This window comes from Enterobacter cloacae complex sp. GYL001 (assembly GCF_049237125.1).
GTDB lineage: Bacteria > Pseudomonadota > Gammaproteobacteria > Enterobacterales > Enterobacteriaceae > Enterobacter > Enterobacter hormaechei_C.
This window is the reverse complement of record NZ_JBMKGW010000021.1, coordinates 1-17,729: the sequence shown is the minus strand read 5'-3', so window position 1 is coordinate 17,729 and position 17,729 is coordinate 1. Positions and strand designations below refer to the sequence as shown.

General features: G+C 53.9%; 17 protein-coding genes and 1 rRNA gene. 8 read left to right on the top strand and 10 right to left on the bottom strand.

Annotated elements, in window-relative coordinates; translation table 11 throughout:
* Positions 1-197: 197 nt before the first annotated feature.
* Genes rseC through rpoE form a run of 4 tightly spaced genes read right to left on the bottom strand, consistent with a single transcriptional unit; the run spans position 198 to position 2,881 of the window.
* Positions 198-674 carry a SoxR-reducing system protein RseC gene (gene rseC / locus ACOTWU_RS22620; protein ID WP_015572140.1) on the bottom strand — a complete coding sequence of 159 codons (477 nt, stop codon included), beginning with the start codon at positions 672-674 and terminating at the stop codon, positions 198-200.
* Complete coding sequence (gene rseB, locus ACOTWU_RS22615) at positions 671-1,624, bottom strand: sigma-E factor regulatory protein RseB (protein WP_003860717.1); 954 nt, start codon at positions 1,622-1,624, stop codon at positions 671-673. The genes rseC and rseB overlap by 4 nt, the downstream gene beginning before the upstream one ends.
* Positions 1,624-2,274 carry an anti-sigma-E factor RseA gene (gene rseA, locus ACOTWU_RS22610; RefSeq protein ID WP_015572138.1) on the bottom strand — a complete coding sequence of 217 codons (651 nt, stop codon included), beginning with the start codon at positions 2,272-2,274 and terminating at the stop codon, positions 1,624-1,626. The genes rseB and rseA overlap by 1 nt, the downstream gene beginning before the upstream one ends.
* Positions 2,275-2,305: 31 nt before the next feature.
* A complete protein-coding gene (rpoE, locus tag ACOTWU_RS22605) occupies positions 2,306-2,881 on the bottom strand; it encodes an RNA polymerase sigma factor RpoE (RefSeq protein WP_006176728.1) in 576 nt (191 codons plus the stop codon).
* 425 nt (positions 2,882-3,306) lie between these two features.
* Between rpoE and nadB the strand changes: the two genes are divergently transcribed.
* The gene (gene nadB / locus ACOTWU_RS22600) at positions 3,307-4,926 is read left to right on the top strand and encodes an L-aspartate oxidase (protein ID WP_017692868.1); all 1,620 of its coding nucleotides are present in this window, start codon (positions 3,307-3,309) and stop codon (positions 4,924-4,926) included.
* Here the strand turns inward: nadB and trmN are convergent.
* Positions 4,911-5,648 carry a tRNA(1)(Val) (adenine(37)-N(6))-methyltransferase TrmN gene (gene trmN / locus ACOTWU_RS22595; protein ID WP_017383553.1) on the bottom strand — a complete coding sequence of 246 codons (738 nt, stop codon included), beginning with the start codon at positions 5,646-5,648 and terminating at the stop codon, positions 4,911-4,913. The genes nadB and trmN overlap by 16 nt on opposite strands.
* 132 nt (positions 5,649-5,780) lie before the next feature.
* Here trmN and srmB point away from each other — a divergent pair, with 132 nt between their 5' ends.
* Entirely contained in the window at positions 5,781-7,109 is a 1,329-nt protein-coding gene (srmB, locus tag ACOTWU_RS22590; RefSeq protein WP_045911879.1) for an ATP-dependent RNA helicase SrmB, read from the top strand.
* Between the two features lie 51 nt (positions 7,110-7,160).
* On the opposite strand, the gene grcA is transcribed toward srmB, so the two are convergent.
* Positions 7,161-7,544 carry an autonomous glycyl radical cofactor GrcA gene (gene grcA / locus ACOTWU_RS22585; protein WP_003860727.1) on the bottom strand — a complete coding sequence of 128 codons (384 nt, stop codon included), beginning with the start codon at positions 7,542-7,544 and terminating at the stop codon, positions 7,161-7,163.
* 315 nt (positions 7,545-7,859) lie between these two features.
* Here grcA and ung point away from each other — a divergent pair, with 315 nt between their 5' ends.
* Positions 7,860-8,549, top strand: a complete 690-nt coding sequence (ung, locus tag ACOTWU_RS22580) for a uracil-DNA glycosylase (protein WP_003860729.1) — start codon at positions 7,860-7,862, stop codon at positions 8,547-8,549.
* Between the two features lie 39 nt (positions 8,550-8,588).
* On the opposite strand, the gene ACOTWU_RS22575 is transcribed toward ung, so the two are convergent.
* Positions 8,589-9,674, bottom strand: a complete 1,086-nt coding sequence (locus ACOTWU_RS22575; protein ID WP_017383555.1) for a tRNA/rRNA methyltransferase — start codon at positions 9,672-9,674, stop codon at positions 8,589-8,591.
* 204 nt (positions 9,675-9,878) lie between these two features.
* Between ACOTWU_RS22575 and trxC the strand changes: the two genes are divergently transcribed.
* The 5 genes from trxC to ACOTWU_RS22550 all read left to right on the top strand — a co-directional run bounded on the left by trxC (position 9,879) and on the right by ACOTWU_RS22550 (position 15,600).
* A complete protein-coding gene (trxC, locus tag ACOTWU_RS22570; RefSeq protein ID WP_015572133.1) occupies positions 9,879-10,298 on the top strand; it encodes a thioredoxin TrxC in 420 nt (139 codons plus the stop codon).
* A gap of 70 nt (positions 10,299-10,368) precedes the next feature.
* Positions 10,369-11,067, top strand: a complete 699-nt coding sequence (gene tapT / locus ACOTWU_RS22565; protein ID WP_015572132.1) for a tRNA-uridine aminocarboxypropyltransferase — start codon at positions 10,369-10,371, stop codon at positions 11,065-11,067.
* Positions 11,068-11,102: 35 nt separating this feature from the next.
* Positions 11,103-13,766: a bifunctional acetate--CoA ligase family protein/GNAT family N-acetyltransferase gene (locus tag ACOTWU_RS22560; protein ID WP_023304258.1), complete on the top strand. Its 2,664-nt coding sequence runs from the start codon at positions 11,103-11,105 to the stop codon at positions 13,764-13,766.
* A gap of 109 nt (positions 13,767-13,875) precedes the next feature.
* The gene (gene pssA / locus ACOTWU_RS22555) at positions 13,876-15,231 is read left to right on the top strand and encodes a CDP-diacylglycerol--serine O-phosphatidyltransferase (RefSeq protein ID WP_026094276.1); all 1,356 of its coding nucleotides are present in this window, start codon (positions 13,876-13,878) and stop codon (positions 15,229-15,231) included.
* Positions 15,232-15,276: 45 nt separating this feature from the next.
* Entirely contained in the window at positions 15,277-15,600 is a 324-nt protein-coding gene (locus tag ACOTWU_RS22550) for a YfiM family lipoprotein (RefSeq protein ID WP_003860739.1), read from the top strand.
* Here ACOTWU_RS22550 and ACOTWU_RS22545 read toward each other — a convergent pair.
* From ACOTWU_RS22545 to rrf, 3 genes are all read right to left on the bottom strand, one after another.
* Entirely contained in the window at positions 15,597-16,904 is a 1,308-nt protein-coding gene (locus ACOTWU_RS22545) for an MFS family transporter (RefSeq protein WP_126498898.1), read from the bottom strand. The two genes, ACOTWU_RS22550 and ACOTWU_RS22545, sit on opposite strands and share 4 nt — an antisense overlap.
* Positions 16,905-17,055: 151 nt before the next feature.
* Complete coding sequence (locus tag ACOTWU_RS22540; protein ID WP_006811623.1) at positions 17,056-17,508, bottom strand: DUF4385 domain-containing protein; 453 nt, start codon at positions 17,506-17,508, stop codon at positions 17,056-17,058.
* 128 nt (positions 17,509-17,636) lie between these two features.
* A 5S ribosomal RNA gene (gene rrf, locus ACOTWU_RS22535) occupies positions 17,637-17,729 on the bottom strand; the annotation flags it as partial.

Here is a 17,729-nt window from a genome sequence, read left to right as displayed (position 1 = left end):
TATGTTCTTCATATAGTTAAATAATTATGCCTTACGAATTCCTGGAGGCCGCTGTTCTTAGCCTGACGTTTTTCAGTGCGAAAACGCAGCATTCTACACTACATCCTTGTCAGCTGGAAATGCACTTAGAGCCAGGTATAGCGCGAAGAGACGGCGTTTTCTTTATTGCGATGTAAATAATAATAAAGCCCGGCAGATTACCGGGCCTCAGAAGAGAGCGTCTCAACACGAAGTTGGTCGGGTGCCAGTGCAACGCTGAGGATAACGGGCTGCCACGCTTCCCGGGCGGCAAGCCTTGGGGAAACGCCTTTAGCAAGCCAGAACCCGCCCACCCCGCCCAACGCGGCACCGCACAAGGCGGCCAAATCTGTGCCGAACAGCATCTGGAAAACCCCGCCCATCACGAACAGACCTGCCAGCGGAGAAAGGTAAACCAGCATGGCGGAAGTGAGCAGGCTACCTTCAGCGATGCCCAGCTCCACTTTTTGCCCTGCCACCAGCGGCTGATCGCTCGGCACAGCAATAGTGTGCGACGTTTGCGGCCCCAGCTTATTCAACACGCGGCTGCCGCAACCGGCTCGCGAAGCGCAGCTGCTGCATGATGCTTTAACGTCACAGCTGACAAGCGCTACGCCATCCTGCCAGGATACGACCGTGGCCCACTCTTTAATCATTGCGCAGCCCTGAATTTAATGCTGTCTGAAATACGTTTTGCCGTTGGCGGCGGTAATTCACCGACAATGGTAATTTCCGCATTATCGCGCACCGTCGTGCTGACCGTCCGGCGACCGGTACGGAGCATCTGTTCGGAACTGTTCGCCGTAGCGCGATTGATATTCACCGAGAAGCTAAACAGCCCATCGGAATAGAGTCGCGACTCAACTGGTGTTTCGATGGTTGGGAGCTGGCGACGGCTGCTGGAAACTTCGCTGAACCCTTGCGGGATCCAGGATGGTACCCAGTTAAAATTGACAGAATCGCCGGCAGGCACGGAAAGCAAAGGCGGCAGGCTGGCTTTGGCCAGATTCTGCATGCTGTTGCCAACCTGACTGTTCACATCGAAGGAGATCACGCGGAACTGCTCCAGCGTCTCACCGTCGCGATCGAGCAGATCAACGCGCATCGGCAGCTTCGTCTCTGCGTCAATCCAGACGATATAGCTGTAACGTGTCCCATCCCGCGCAACAACGCGGATCACTTCGCACAGCCTGTCGGCAATACGCGTTCGTCCCACCGAGATAAAATCATAGTAGGGGGCGAGACGTTTAAAATCGGTGTAAATGAGCGACGGCAGGGAGTCAACGATGTAGTCACCATTGAGCGTAAACGGCTCAAGGCCAGGCTCGAAATAGCTGATTTCGTTCCCACGCTGGACCACTTCCCGACGCGGGCCATCCATCTGTAAAAGCTGGGCGAGCGGCTGGTTATCAAGGCGGGCGTGGCGATAGCGTAACGATTCGACACCCTGCTTATTGATGCTGATAAATGCCAACTCGTAATTGAGTGACTGGCTGGCCAGATTCATTTGCTGCAACAACGCCCCGGATGAAACATCAGCCGAGGCGTTAGCAGAGAAGAACAGGCTACCCGCCATCAAAGACATGGCGAACCAAAGTTGCTTCATTACTGCGATTGCGTTCCTAAAGTTTGGTTTCCTGGCACCTGCACAGCAGCCTGCTGGGTTTGGGCCTGCTCAAACTGAAGCTGCTCGGAGTGCAGACGGCGCTGCAACTCGTAATCCTGCAACATCGCATTAATGCGACGGCGCTGCTCCTGTACCTGCTGTTGTTGTCCGCCGCTTGCGGAGGCATCTGCCGGTACGCCCAGGCTAACCGGGCTGGCTTTACCCATCATCGGCAGCGTATTGAACACTGGCGCTTCAGGCTGCTGATTGGCTTCAGACTGAGTATTATAGTGCTGGACCCCAACGATAACTGCAAGCGATACGCACGCAGCGACCCCCATTTGGGTGAGCTGGCTGGCCCATGGACGCACCTTGTGCCAGAACGGCATTTTCTGCCATTGGTGAGGTGCAGGCTGCGCTTCAGGAATCAGCGGCGTGGTCTGATGAACAGGTTCGTTCTCAATGGCCGCCATAACGCGTGCTGAGATATCGAAATGGAGAACCTCGCTGGTATCACCGCGCAGAGAGTCGCGGATAAGATGATAGCTCTCCCAGGTCTGTTGCATTTCGGGAGAATGAGACAACTCATCGAGCAGCTCATTATCCAGCGTTTCACCATCCATTAAAGCGGAAAGTTTTTCTTTCTGCATGCCTAATACCTTTTCCAGTATCCCGCTATCGTCAACGCCTGATAAGCGGTTGAACTTTATTATCAATGGCTTCTCGCGCACGGAAAATTCGTGAACGAACCGTGCCGACCGGACAATCCATGATGGCGGCTATCTCTTCATAGCTTAGGCCATCCAGCTCCCGTAACGTAATTGCCATGCGTAAATCTTCCGGGAGCGACTCGATCGTGCGAAAAACGATTTGTCTCAGTTCTTCTGACAACATTAAGTTCTCAGGGTTCGAAATTTCTTTCAGCGCGCCACCACTTTCGAAGTTTTCTGCGTCGATAGCGTCAACGTCACTAGAAGGCGGACGACGGCCCTGAGCAACCAAATAATTCTTAGCCGTATTGACTGCAATACGATACAGCCAGGTATAAAAAGCACTATCCCCCCGGAATGAATCCAGCGCGCGATAGGCCTTAATAAAAGACTCTTGCACCACATCAGGAACATCGCCTGACGGTACATAGCGGGAAACCAGACTCGCTACCTTATGCTGGTAGCGCACCACCAGTAGGTTAAAAGCTTTCTGATCTCCCTTCTGGACCCGTTCAACCAGGACCTGGTCCGTTAACTGCTCGCTCATCCGAGGTAATGTCTCCCCAAACCAAATTCCACGCGTTATCGAAACGCCACTCTAACAACATTGCACTTTGAGCAAGCACCGAATTAGAGTGTCTGTTCTTCAATAAGTTCCGTAACGCCTTTGTTTTTGTTCATCGCGCCGCAGACCGTTCATTTTCTCTCATTATAAGTCTGTTCACGATACGCACCCGCTTTCTGACAAGAATCATCAACTTTATCGTCAGAAGAGTAACGCAACACAGGCTTTATTTCACCACAAAATCTGAAGCTAACGATCTGCTTCGCAAAATATTTCCGGCCATTTAGCGCAGATTTAACTTCTGGCCTTCCGTTTAGTCATTGCAACACACAACAAAAAAAACGTGCGATATCTCGCATCACAATGCTATTCTCCCCACACCATGTTTAGTAAATTAAACAAACATCATGAACACGACGCCTGAACTTCATTGTGATGTACTGATCATCGGCAGCGGTGCTGCCGGCCTATCCCTCGCACTGCGCCTGGCGGAACATCAGAACGTAATCGTGCTGAGTAAAGGGCCGATGAGCGAAGGTTCCACCTTCTATGCACAAGGCGGTATTGCCGCCGTGTTTGATGAAACGGATAGTATAGCCTCGCACGTAGAAGACACCCTGATTGCCGGCGCCGGGATCGTGGATGAGCATGCGGCAGAGTTTGTCGCCAGCAATGCCCGCCACTGCGTGCAATGGCTTATCGATCAGGGCGTGCTGTTTGATACGCATGTTCAGCCTAATGGTGAAGAGAGCTATCACCTGACCCGTGAAGGCGGGCACAGCCACCGCCGTATTCTGCACGCTGCTGATGCAACCGGAAAAGCGGTTGAAACCACGCTGGTCAGCAAAGCCCTCAGCCATCCTAATATTCGGGTGCTGGAGCGCAGCAACGCCGTCGACCTGATTATTTCCGATAAGATTGGCCTGCCCGGCACGCGCCGTGTTGTCGGCGCATGGGTGTGGAATCGGAATAAAGAGAAGGTGGAAACCTGCCAGGCAAAAGCCGTTGTGCTGGCGACTGGCGGCGCCTCCAAGGTTTACCAGTACACGACTAACCCGGATATCGCCTCCGGAGACGGTATCGCCATGGCCTGGCGCGCAGGCTGCCGCGTGGCGAATATGGAGTTTAATCAATTCCATCCTACCGCCCTGTTCCACCCGCAGGCACGTAACTTCCTGTTAACTGAAGCGTTGCGCGGCGAAGGCGCGTATCTGAAGCGTCCGGACGGTTCCCGGTTTATGCCGGACTTCGACCCCCGAGGTGAACTTGCCCCGCGGGATATCGTGGCCCGCGCCATTGACCACGAGATGAAGCGGCTTGGCGTCGACTGTATGTATCTGGACATTAGCCATAAACCGGAAGACTTTATTCGCCAGCACTTCCCGATGATTTATGAAAAGCTGCTGAGTCTGGGTATTGATTTAACCCGCGATCCGGTGCCGATTGTACCTGCCGCACACTATACCTGTGGCGGGGTGATGGTTGACGATCATGGTCGTACCGACGTGGATGGTTTGTATGCGATCGGCGAGGTCAGCTACACCGGCCTGCATGGTGCGAATCGCATGGCCTCAAACTCGCTGCTGGAGTGTCTGGTGTATGGGTGGTCGGCTGCGGAAGATATTACCAAACGCATGCCCTATGCACGTCCGACAACACACTTGCCGGCATGGGATGAAAGTCGGGTAGAAAACCCGGACGAACTGGTGGTTATCCAGCATAACTGGCACGAGCTGCGGCTTTTCATGTGGGATTATGTCGGGATTGTACGCACAACGAAGCGTCTGGAACGCGCGTTACGCCGCATCATGATGTTGCAGCAGGAAATTGATGAATATTACGCCAACTTCCGCGTTTCTAATAATCTGCTGGAGCTGCGCAACCTTGTGCAGGTTGCCGAGCTGATTGTGCGCTGTGCGATGATGCGCAAAGAGAGCCGTGGCCTGCATTATACGCTGGACTATCCCGAACCGCTTGAAATGTCCGGCCCGTCGGTGTTGACGCCGCAGGTTCACATAAACAGATAAAAGGCCTGGGTCAGGGCAGTGTAATCTTCGGAATAACGCTGGTCTGGCCCACGAATGACCAACCTGTCGATAAAGCATTCCCCCTCTTTCGGCGAGAGCGCCAGCAACACGCGGTGCGGTAAGCGTCCTTCCGTATCCGAAATATCGGTACGAAGACGCAGATTCCAGCCGATCCCCCGTGCGATCTCAATGAAGGTATTACCCGTGCTTTCAGGCAAGACCACGCAGAAAAATCCCTCTTCCGAGATGAGCTCCGCCGCACTGGTCAGTAGCGCCTTGTGATCGAGCGAGCCGGTGTAACGTGCCTGCTCGCGTTCTGGCGTTCCACATTCCACGCCTGGCGTGAAATACGGCGGATTGCTGACAATCAAATCGTAACGCGCGGTTTGCTCCGACGCCCAGGTCAGGACATCGGCGCATTCTACCCTGATGCGATCTGCCCACGGAGAGTCGGCAGCGTTTTCACTTGCCTGCCGGGACGCCTGAGGATCAAGCTCAACGGCGTCGATCGTGACGTGTTCTTCCGTTCGCTGCGCCAGCATCAGCGCCTGAAGTCCGCTGCCCGTACCAATATCCAGAATGCGTTTTACACCTGCGACAGGCGCCCATGCACCCAGTAAAATACCGTCTGTACCGACTTTCATCGCACAACGATCGTGCGCCACAAAAAACTGTTTAAACGTAAAACCATCGCGGCGCAACTGCGCTTTGAGTTGAGACATGTCAGGGCAACCTTCTGAGTGAAACTGGAGTAGCATAGGGGAAAGCGAAGTGGTCGAAAAGCGATATCCATACAAACAGATGAAGATTACAGCCGTAACGTCTATAATCAGCGCCCCACACAGAGGTAGAACATGACTGTAACGACTTTTTCCGAACTTGAACTCGATGAAAGCCTGCTCAATGCCCTTGAGAGCAAAGGCTTTACACGCCCGACCGCCATTCAGGCCGCGGCCATTCCGCCTGCGCTTGAGGGCCGCGATGTGCTCGGTTCTGCGCCAACCGGCACGGGGAAGACAGCAGCCTACTTGCTGCCTGTGTTGCAGCATTTGCTCGACTTTCCGCGTAAAAAATCAGGCCCGCCGCGCATTTTGATCCTGACCCCGACCCGTGAACTGGCGATGCAGGTTGCCGAACACGCGCGTGAGCTGGCGGCGAACACCCATCTGGATATCGCGACCATCACCGGTGGCGTAGCGTATATGAACCACGCCGAAGTGTTCAGCGAAAACCAGGATATCGTTGTCGCGACGACAGGCCGTCTGCTGCAATACATAAAAGAAGAGAACTTCGACTGCCGCGCGGTGGAAACGCTGATTCTCGATGAAGCTGACCGCATGCTGGACATGGGCTTTGCCCAAGATATCGAACACATCGCGGGTGAAACGCGCTGGCGTAATCAGACAATGCTGTTCTCGGCAACCCTTGAAGGGGATGCCATTAAAGATTTCGCCGAACGTCTGCTGGAAGATCCGGTGGAAGTGTCCGCTACGCCATCGACCCGTGAGCGTAAGAAGATCCACCAGTGGTACTACCGCGCAGATAACCTTGAGCATAAGGTTGAGTTGTTGAAACACCTGCTGAAGCAGGAAGAGGCAACCCGTACCATCGTCTTCGTACGCAAACGTGAGCGCGTGCATGAGCTGGCAGAAATGCTGCGCAACGTCGGCATTAACAACTGCTATCTCGAAGGTGAAATGGCGCAGGTTAAGCGAACCGAAGGGATTAAGCGCCTGACCGATGGCCGCGTGAATGTGCTGGTTGCCACCGATGTTGCCGCGCGTGGGATCGACATCCCGGACGTGAGCCACGTAATCAACTTTGATATGCCGCGCAGCGGTGATACTTACCTGCACCGTATTGGTCGTACCGGCCGTGCGGGCCGCAAAGGTATTGCTATCTCTCTGGTAGAAGCGCACGACCATCTGCTGCTACAGAAAATTGGCCGCTACGTTGAGGAGCCGCTGAAAGCTCGCGTGATTGACGGGCTTCGTCCGACCACACGTGCGCCGAGTGAAAAAATGACGGGTAAACCGTCCAAGAAAGCGCTCGCGAAACGTGCTGAGAGAAAAGAGAAAGAAAAAGAGAAGCCGCGCGTTAAACAGCGCCACCGCGATACCAAAAATATTGGTAAGCGCCGTAAGCCAAGTTCTGCTGCGCCAGAGACAAAAACTGAAGAGTAAAAAAAAGCCGGGACATTCCCGGCTTTTTTATTCCACCCCCGAAGCTGAACTTTACAGGCTTTCAGTAAAGGTACGCGCGATAACGTCGCGCTGCTGTTCCGGGGTCAGAGAGTTGAAACGCACCGCATAGCCAGACACACGGATGGTCAGCTGCGGGTATTTTTCCGGGTGCTCAACGGCATCCATCAGCGTTTCGCGACGCAGGACGTTAACGTTCAGGTGCTGACCGCCTTCCACGCGTACTTCTGGTTGCACTTGCATTGGAATTTCACGGTATTCAATTTCGCCCAGTTTGCTCACCGGAACGATTTCGTCTTCCGCAAAACCTGCTTTCGCTACTACACAGCGCGCTTCGTTTTTCTCGCTGTCCAGCAGCCAGAAAGAGTTCAGCAGATCGTCATTTGCAGCTTTAGTAATCTGGATACCTGTAATCATGTGTTGCCTCCCTTAGGCTACATTAACTGATGCTGGCCTTTTGCGGCCAATTGGTAAAACCATTGTTTGTTGTGTGTATATATAACATTCAGACCCGGGTGATTTATTGATTAAAATCAACAAAACCACCAACCACACAAAGAGTGTGGTCTGTATTTTTTGTTTTAGATCAATTTTAAAGGTTTACCAATTCGACTTATCCTGCCTGGTTTTCAACATAAATTGAGTCACTTAGCCTGGTTTTCCGCGGGTAATTTTGCTCATTGGGGTTTAACAGGTAAGCTAGACACAGAATGAGATTCGCAGGAGAGCGAGATGACAACACCTTTAACCTGGCATGACGTGCTGGCAGAAGAGAAGCAGCAGCCCTATTTTATTAACACCCTCAGTACCGTTGCGGCTGAACGGCAGGCCGGCCAGACAATTTATCCGCCGCAGAAAGATGTGTTTAACGCCTTCCGCTACACCGAACTGAGCGATGTAAAGGTGGTTATCCTGGGGCAGGATCCATACCACGGCCCCGGGCAGGCTCACGGACTGGCATTTTCCGTGCGTCCGGGCGTAGCCATCCCCCCTTCTCTGCTGAATATGTATAAAGAGCTGGAAGGAACGATTCCGGGTTTTACCCGCCCTAATCACGGTTATCTGGAAAGCTGGGCGCGCCAGGGCGTGCTGTTGCTGAATACCGTATTAACCGTCCGGGCGGGTCAGGCACACTCCCACGCCAGTCTGGGATGGGAAACCTTTACCGATAAGGTTATCAGCCTGATCAATGAGCATCGTGAAGGCGTCGTGTTTTTACTCTGGGGATCGCACGCACAAAAGAAAGGGGCGATTATCGATCGTCAGCGTCATCACGTGCTGAAGGCACCGCACCCGTCGCCGCTGTCTGCGCATCGCGGTTTCTTTGGCAGTAATCATTTTGTTCTGACGAATGAGTGGCTGGAAAAGCGCGGCGAAAAGCCGATTGACTGGATGCCTGTGTTACCGGCAGAGAGCGAGTAGGGTTTGAATGTGCCGGGTCAGGCCCGGCACATAAAAGGCTTATGCCTTGTTCTGACGCCACCATTCCGCCAGCAGCACGCCGGTCGCAACGGATACGTTCAGGCTTTCAACGTTGCCAGTGCCGTCGATAGAGACGCTCAGGTCAGCGCTGGAGAGTGCCGCATCAGACAGACCATCACGCTCCTGACCTAACACCAGCACCATTTTGCGCGGCAGCGTCGCTTTAAACAGCGGCGTAGCGGCACGGCTTGAGGTGGTGACAATGGTGTAGCCCGCTTTACGGAATTGCTCCAGGGCTTCCAGCACGCTGTCGCCGGTGATCGGCTGAACGTGCTCTGCACCGCCTTCCGCGGTACGAATCGCCGCACCGGATTCCAGCAGCGCGGCATCCTGCAACAGAACGCCTTTCACGCCAAAGTGCGCGCAGCTACGCATCATAGCGCCCAGGTTATGCGGGTTACCCACATCTTCCAGCGCCAGCACGCAGTCATCGGCATCCGCCTGGCTAACCCACTGCTGCACGGTAGTGCCGTTACGTTTTTTGATCAGGAAGCAGACGCCGCCGTGGTGTTCTGTACCGGACGCTTTTGTCAGCTCGGCATCGTCAACCACGTGGTAGGCTTTGCGGTTCGCCGCCATCCAGCGCAGCGCTTCTTTGAAGCGCGGGGTCACGCTCTGAATAAACCATGCACGAACGATACACTCCGGGCGGCTCTGGAACAGGGCCTGACAGGCGTTCTCACCGTAGACACGGGTCTCTTCCGCACGCTGACGACGCAACACTTCCGGATCGATAAAGCTTTTTCCGCTGATACCGCCGTGATCGGCTTTTTCGGTCGCCTCTTCACCGGGCGCGCGAGAAACGGTACGCCATGGCGATCCACCGTCACGGACAACATCATCGCGTTTGCGATCGTCACGCTTACGGTCATCACGTTTGCGGTCATCGCCGCGGTTATTTCTATCATCGCGGGCGGGGCGACGGCCACCGTCTGCACGAGAAGACGCCGGACGCCCGCCACCTTTTCCGGTACGCGGATTTTGGGTGCGTTTATCAGAGTCATCATCACTGCGGACATACATCACTTTGACCTTGCCGCTTTTGTTTTTCATTTCGTCGTTCATGCTTTTCTCCACCAGCGCTGCGCGAAGCGCGCAGATTACCCGATGTGCAAGCTCATAGCCATAATTTCGTACAAAAGCCTGTGACTATTGTTCCCATTGAATAAAACGCATTGTCGTTTCATACAAGCTCACTGATAATATGTAACATATCAGAAACATTATCGGCGTTCTGCCGTTGTTCCACGGCTCTATCAGAGGTTAGTTATGAATACCGTATGTGCCAACTGTCAGGCTGTAAACCGCATTCCGGACGACCGGGTGGATGACGGTGCGAAATGCGGGCGTTGTGGCCACGAATTATTTGATGGCGATGTCATTAACGCGACGGGTGCTACGCTGGACAAACTCCTCAAGGACGATCTGCCTGTTGTGGTCGATTTCTGGGCACCGTGGTGCGGCCCCTGCCGTAACTTTGCGCCCATCTTCGAAGACGTGGCTGAAGAGCGCAGCGGGAAAATGCGTTTTGTCAAAGTGAATACCGAAGCGGAACGTGAACTCAGCGCCCGTTTTCGCATTCGCAGTATTCCAACCATTATGATTTTCAAAAATGGTGAAGTGATCGATATGCTCAATGGTGCAGTACCGAAAGCGCCTTTCGACAGCTGGTTAAACGAATCCCTGTAACATTCGCGGGGCATAGCTTGTGCCCCGTTCGCTCCTCTGCGAAAATGAGGTTTTTCCTGCCTTTTCGCCCATGACTGATAACGCTGTACTTCAATTACGCGCCGAGCGCCTTGCGCGCGCCACCCGCCCTTTTCTGGCCCGAGGCAATCGTATTCGCCGCTGCCAGCGCTGCCTTTTACCGCTGAAAGTGTGTCTGTGCGAAACGCTTGCACCGAGCGAGGCGAAAAGCCGCTTTTGTCTGGTCATGTTCGATACCGAACCGATGAAGCCCAGCAACACGGGGCGTTTGATCGCCGATATTCTGCCCAACACCGCAGCGTTTCAGTGGTCGCGCACTGAGCCACCTCAGGCTCTGCTCGACCTGGTGGCAAGCCCGGACTATCAGCCTATGGTCGTTTTCCCGGCATCATATGCAGGCGAACAACGTCAGGTGCTTACGGCGCCACCATCCGGTAAGCCGCCGCTGTTTATTATGCTCGACGGCACCTGGACCGAAGCGAGAAAGATGTTTCGCAAAAGCCCTTACCTTGATGCGCTGCCGGTGATTTCCGTCGATCTGTCGCGCGTTTCGGCCTATCGCTTGCGTGAAGCGCATGCCGACGGTCAATATTGCACCGCTGAAGTCGCTATTGCGCTACTGGATCTGGCGGGCGATACCCAGGCGGCCGGCGCGCTGGGCTCCCACTTCTCCTGCTTCCGTGAACGTTATCTTGCGGGAAAAACCGTTCATAAGGGTAGCGTCACAGCAACAGAGACAGAAAGCGTTTAAAATCATCAGGTCGCTTGCATTCACGGGAGGCCTGCATGAGCCAGAGAGGGTTAGAAGCGCTACTCCGTCCGAAATCCATTGCCGTTATTGGCGCCTCGATGAAACCGGACCGCGCAGGGTGTCTGATGATGCGTAACCTGCTGGCTGGCGGGTTTAACGGCCCGGTCATGCCCGTTACGCCCGCTTATAAGGCGGTACAGGGGGTACTGGCGTGGCCGGATGTGCAGAGCCTGCCTTTCGTTCCCGACCTCGCCGTGCTCTGTACGCATGCGAAACGAAACCTCGAACTGCTTGAGTCGCTCGGTCAGAAAGGCTGTAAAACCTGCATTATTCTTTCCTCGCCTCCTGAACAGCAGCCCGAACTGCTGGCCTGCGCCAGCCGCTACCAGATGCGCATTCTTGGTCCAAACAGCCTCGGTCTGCTTGCGCCCTGGCAAGGGCTGAATGCCAGTTTTTCCCCGGTTCCGATCCGCAAAGGCAAACTGGCCTTTATTTCGCAGTCGGCTGCGGTATCCAATACCATCCTCGACTGGGCGCAGCAGCGTGAGATGGGCTTTTCCTACTTCATCGCTTTGGGCGACAGCCTGGACATTGACGTCGATGAGCTGCTGGATTTCCTGGCGCGTGACAGCAAAACCAGCGCTATCCTGCTCTACCTTGAACACCTGAGCGACGCCCGTCGTTTTGTGTCGGCGTCGCGTAGCGCATCGCGAAATAAACCGATACTGGTCATCAAAAGCGGGCGCAGCCCCGCGGCTCAGCGCCTGCTACATTCCCGTTCCGGGATGGATCCCGCATGGGATGCAGCGATCCAGCGCGCCGGTTTACTGCGGGTACAGGATACGCACGAGCTTTTTTCCGCCGTCGAAACGTTAAGCCACATGCGCCCCCTGCGCGGTGAAAAGTTGATGATTGTCAGCAACGGTGCCGCTCCCGCCGCCCTGGCGCTGGACGAGCTCTGGCTACGCAACGGCAAGCTGGCCACTCTGGGTGAAGAGACGCTACAGCGCCTGCGGGACGCGTTACCGGGAAGCGTTGTTCCCGATAATCCCCTCGATTTGCGCGATGATGCCAGCAGCGATCGTTACATTAAGGCGATCACGATTTTGCTCGATAGCCAGGACTTTGATGCACTGATGATTATCCATTCGCCCAGCGCGGTTGCGCCAGGCAGCGAAAGTGCGCGTGCGCTGATTGAGGCAGTCCGAAAACATCCCCGCGGCAAATACGTTACCCTGCTGACCAACTGGTGCGGCGAGTTCTCCTCCCAGGAGGCACGGCGTCTGTTTAGTGAAGCCGGGTTGCCAACCTACCGTACCCCGGAGGGCACCATTACCGCGTTTATGCATATGGTTGAATACCGCCGCAACCAGAAGCAGCTGCGTGAAACGCCTGCCCTGCCGGGCAATCTCACCGCAAATTCAGTGGATGTGCACAGGCTTTTGCAGCAGGCCATCGAAGAGGGCGCCACTTCTCTTGATACACATGAGGTACAACCCATTCTTGGCAGCTATGGGATGCAAACCCTGCCCACCTGGATTGCCGGCGACAGCGCTGAGGCGGTACATATCGCTGAGCAGATTGGTTATCCGGTCGCGCTGAAGCTGCGCTCTCCCGATATTCCGCACAAATCGGATGTACAGGGCGTCATGCTGTATCTGCGCACCGCGACAGAAGTACAACAGGCCGCGGATGCCATTATCGATCGCGTAAAAATGACGTGGCCACAGGCCCGGATCCACGGCCTGCTGGTGCAGAGCATGGCCAACCGTGCGGGTGCACAGGAGCTGCGCGTGGTTGTCGAACACGATCCGGTTTTTGGTCCGCTCATTATGCTGGGTGAAGGCGGCGTTGAGTGGCGGCCAGAAGAACAGGCGGTTGTCGCGCTTCCTCCTCTAAACATGAACCTGGCGCGTTATTTGATTATTCAGGCCATCAAAAGCAAAAAAATCCGCGGGAGAAGCGCTCTGCGGCCGCTTGATATCGCCGGATTAAGCCAGTTTCTGGTGAAGGTCTCCAACCTCATTGTTGACTGTGCGGAGATCCAGCGCCTGGATATTCACCCCCTTCTTGCCTCCGGAAATGAATTTACCGCGCTGGACGTGACGCTGGATATTGCGCCCTTTATCGGTGATCGGGAAAGCCGTCTCGCCATTCGTCCTTATCCTCTTCATCTGGAAGAGTGGGTGGAGATGAAAAATGGGGAACGGGCGCTGTTTCGCCCTATCCTGCCGGAAGACGAGCCGCTGCTGCGGGCGTTCATCTCGCAGGTGACGAAGGAAGATTTGTACTATCGCTATTTCAGCGAAATCAATGAATTTACCCACGACGATTTAGCCAATATGACCCAGATCGACTACGATCGAGAAATGGCGATTGTGGCGGTCCGCCGTTCCGGAGCGGGAGAGGAGATCCTCGGCGTGACGCGTGCCATTTCCGACCCGGATAACGTGGATGCGGAGTTTGCCGTACTGGTGCGTTCCGATCTTAAGGGTTTGGGGTTGGGCAGACGGCTGCTCGAAAAACTCATTGGTTATACGCGCGATCACGGATTGTCACGCCTGAATGGCATTACTATGCCAAACAATCGGGGTATGGTGACCCTGGCGCGGAAGCTCGGTTTTGACGTTGATATCCAGCTGGATGAAGGCATTGTCTCTCTGTCCCTCAGCCTGATTTCGACGGATAAACAAGAGTAAGCTGCTGGAAATGTTACCCACTTTTCGCGGCACTGGGGTATCATTGTCCGCTTATGTTGTTTGCCTGGTACAGACAACCCTTCAATGAACAGAGAAGAAACGCACTGTGATGTTGTCAAAATTTAAGCGTAATAAACATCAACAACACCTTGCTCAACTACCGAAGATTTCTCAGTCAGTTGATGATGTAGAGTTCTTTTATGCTCCCGCTCATTTCCGGGAGACGCTTCTTGAAAAGATTGCCAGCGCTACGCGACGTATTTGCATTGTGGCGCTCTATCTTGAACAAGATGAAGGTGGGCGTGCGATCCTTAACGCGCTCTATGAAGCGAAACGTCAGCGTCCGGAACTGGATGTTCGCGTGCTGGTTGACTGGCACCGTGCTCAGCGCGGCCGTATTGGTGCGGCTGCCTCGAATACCAATGCTGACTGGTATTGCCGCACGGCCCAGGAAAATCCGGGTATTGATATCCCGGTGTATGGCGTACCGGTAAATACCCGTGAAGCGCTTGGCGTTCTTCATTTTAAAGGATTTATCATTGATGACAGCGTCCTTTATAGCGGTGCCAGCCTGAATGATGTGTATCTCCATCAGCTCGATAAATACCGTTACGATCGCTACCATCTGATCCGCAATCCGCAGATGGCCGACATCATGTTCAACTGGGTTGATAAAAACCTGGTTCATGGCCGGGGTGTGCACCGTCTTGACGATCCTCATCGTCCGAAAAGCCCGGAAATCAAAAACGACGTTCGCTCCTTCCGCCAGGAACTGCGCGATGCGGTTTATCGTTTTCAGGGGGATGCCAGTAATGAAGAACTGTCCGTTACGCCTCTGGTAGGCCTGGGAAAATCCAGCCTGCTGAACAAGACCATCTTCCATTTGATGCCGTGCGCGGAGCATAAGCTCACCATCTGCACCCCGTACTTCAACCTTCCCGCCGTTCTGGTGCGCAATATCATTCAGCTGCTGCGTGATGGTAAAAAGGTGGAAATTATTGTCGGGGATAAAACGGCAAATGACTTTTTCATTCCGGAAGATCAACCTTTCAAGATCATCGGCGCACTGCCTTATCTCTATGAGATTAACCTGCGCCGCTTCCTGAGCCGTTTACAGTACTATGTGAACACGGACCAGCTGGTTGTGCGTCTCTGGAAAGATGAAGACAACAGCTATCACCTCAAAGGAATGTGGGTGGATGATGAGTGGATGCTGCTGACCGGTAATAATCTCAACCCACGCGCCTGGCGTCTGGATCTGGAAAACGCCATCCTTATTCACGATCCTCAGCATGCGTTAGCCGCGAAACGCGATCGTGAGCTGGAGCTTATACGCACGCATACTACAGTGGTTCGTCATTATCGCGATCTGCAAAGCATCGCTGATTATCCGGTGAAAGTTCGCAAACTGATTCGCCGTCTACGTCGGATCCGTATCGACCGCCTCATCAGCCGCATTCTGTAATACACGAGCCCTGTCATCGACGGGGCTTTTTTATGGAGTCTGTTAATGCGTACGCCTTTCCTGATAATCCCTCTTTTCCTGACCGGTTGCAGCCATATGGCTAATGATAACTGGTCGGGTCAGGATAAAGCTCAACACTTTCTGGCGTCTGCAATGTTGTCCGCTGCGGGTAATGAATATGCGCTGCACCAGGGTTATAGCCGGGATCGAAGTGCCACAATGGGGCTGATGTTCTCCATCAGCCTGGGGGCATCAAAAGAACTTTGGGATAGCCGCCCCTCGGGAAGCGGCTGGAGCTGGAAAGATTTTGCCTGGGACGTAGCCGGGGCAACAACCGGCTACGCCGTCTGGCAGATGGCGCATTATTAAAGGCGGATCCCTTTTCCTTTACGATGCAGCATCAGGGAGACAATAAACGCCAGCGCCCCCATGATGGTGACATACCAGAAAAAGGTCGATTCACTGTCCCATGACTTAAGGGATAGCGCGACATACTCTGCCGAACCGCCGAACAGGGCGTTAGCGACCGCATAAGAGAGGCCTACGCCCAGCGCCCTCACCTGTGCGGGAAACATTTCCGCTTTCAAAATGCCACTGATTGCCGTGTAAAAACTAATAATAATAAGTGCCACCATAATCAAAGCGAAAGCGGCATAGGGAGAGGTTGTATGCTGTAGCGCCGTCAAAAGCGGAACAGTCCCCAGGGTGAGCATGCCACCAAAGATCAGCATGGAGGTGCGGCGACCTATTTTGTCCGACAGCGCGCCAACAATCGGCTGGATGAGCATAAAGACCAGTAACGCCACCGTCATGACGACACTCGCAACGTTAGCATGCATGCCCGTGGTGTTGACCAGATATTTTTGCATATAGGTGGTGAAGGTATAGAAGCTTAGCGAGCCTGCGGCGGTAAAGCCTAATACCATCAAAAACGCTTTGCGGTTTCGCCACAGCCCTTTCATCGAACCGGCTTCTTTCAGCGCCCTGACCTCCTGCTGGGAGGTTTCATCAAGCTGACGGCGTAACCACAGCGCCACAACCGCCAGGGCAGCCCCCAGGGCAAACGGGATGCGCCAGCCCCAGACGCGTAAATCTTCATCGCTAAGGATTTGTTGAAGGATCACCACAACCAGTAACGCCAGTAGCTGTCCGCCAATGAGGGTTACATACTGGAATGATGCATAGAAACCTTTGCGCCCTTCAACAGCTACTTCGCTCATGTATGTCGCGCTGGTGCCATATTCGCCACCCACTGACAGCCCCTGGAACAGGCGTGCCAGCAGCAACAACGCCGGTGCCCATGTTCCGATAGTGTCATATCCGGGAAGGCAGGCAATCACCAGCGAGCCGACGCACATCATGCACACGGAGATGAGCATGGATGTCTTGCGCCCTTTCCTGTCCGCGATCCTGCCGAACAGCCATCCACCAATGGGACGCATCAGGAACCCGGCGGCAAAAACGCCTGCGGTTTGCAGAAGCTGCGTTGTGGTGTTCCCTGACGGGAAGAAGATATGTGCAAAGTAGAGTGAACAAAATGAATAGACGTAAAAATCAAACCACTCTACAAGGTTCCCCGATGAAGCTCCAACGATTGCCCAAACCCGACGGCGAGTATCCTTGCCTGCTAAACTTGTGTTATCCGTATCTGCACTGGCTACGGTTTCTGTCATTTTAAAATCCCCTGTCTCACATTGCGGGCCATTGCCCACAAACAGTAAAACCGGATTTAAAACGAATCGTTAGGTAAATAAAATGTTTCCAATATGTTTCATTGGATTTTGTGAACTCGATCAGGTATCGAATTATTAGCGGACGTAGTAATTATCCCCACGCTTGCTGGTGAGCCTTTTTTCGCTGCAAATAATCTTCATCAGCACGAATTTTATCCCACCACGTTTTGAACACCGCAGCGGCTTCTGCTTTTACTGGATCGTGATCGAGGGGTTTGACCTGGCGCTTCTCATCATATTTTTTACCGCCTTTATGATTGGCGTATCGTCGGGCACGGGTGTATCCCATCTGAATGAATTTACGCGCCATATCCATGCCTACAAAATCGTTATTCCTGCGGTACTCTTCAAAGAGGGCGTAGATCTCTTCTGCCGAACGCGCTGCGACTTCAGCATTTTTATAACGCCAGTGCGGCAGGATTTCGCTTTTATAAGGCTCGACCATCAATACGCCCTGCTCACCCCGGCCCACCTGATACCGTTCGGGATGTTCGCGAAAATTAATATTGGCAAAATCTTGTTGATAATCAAAGGGACGAGTCAAAGCGGCACCATTGTTAAAATTGTTTTAACAATTGTAGGCCGGATAAGGGGAAGCCGCCATCCGGCATGTTTTCTACGTACAAAGCAAAAAACCCCGCACCTTACGGTACGGGGTTCTTCTTAATTAATGCCTGGCAGTTCCCTACTCTCACATGGGGAGACCCCACACTACCATCGGCGCTACGGCGTTTCACTTCTGAGTTCGGCATGGGGTCAGGTGGG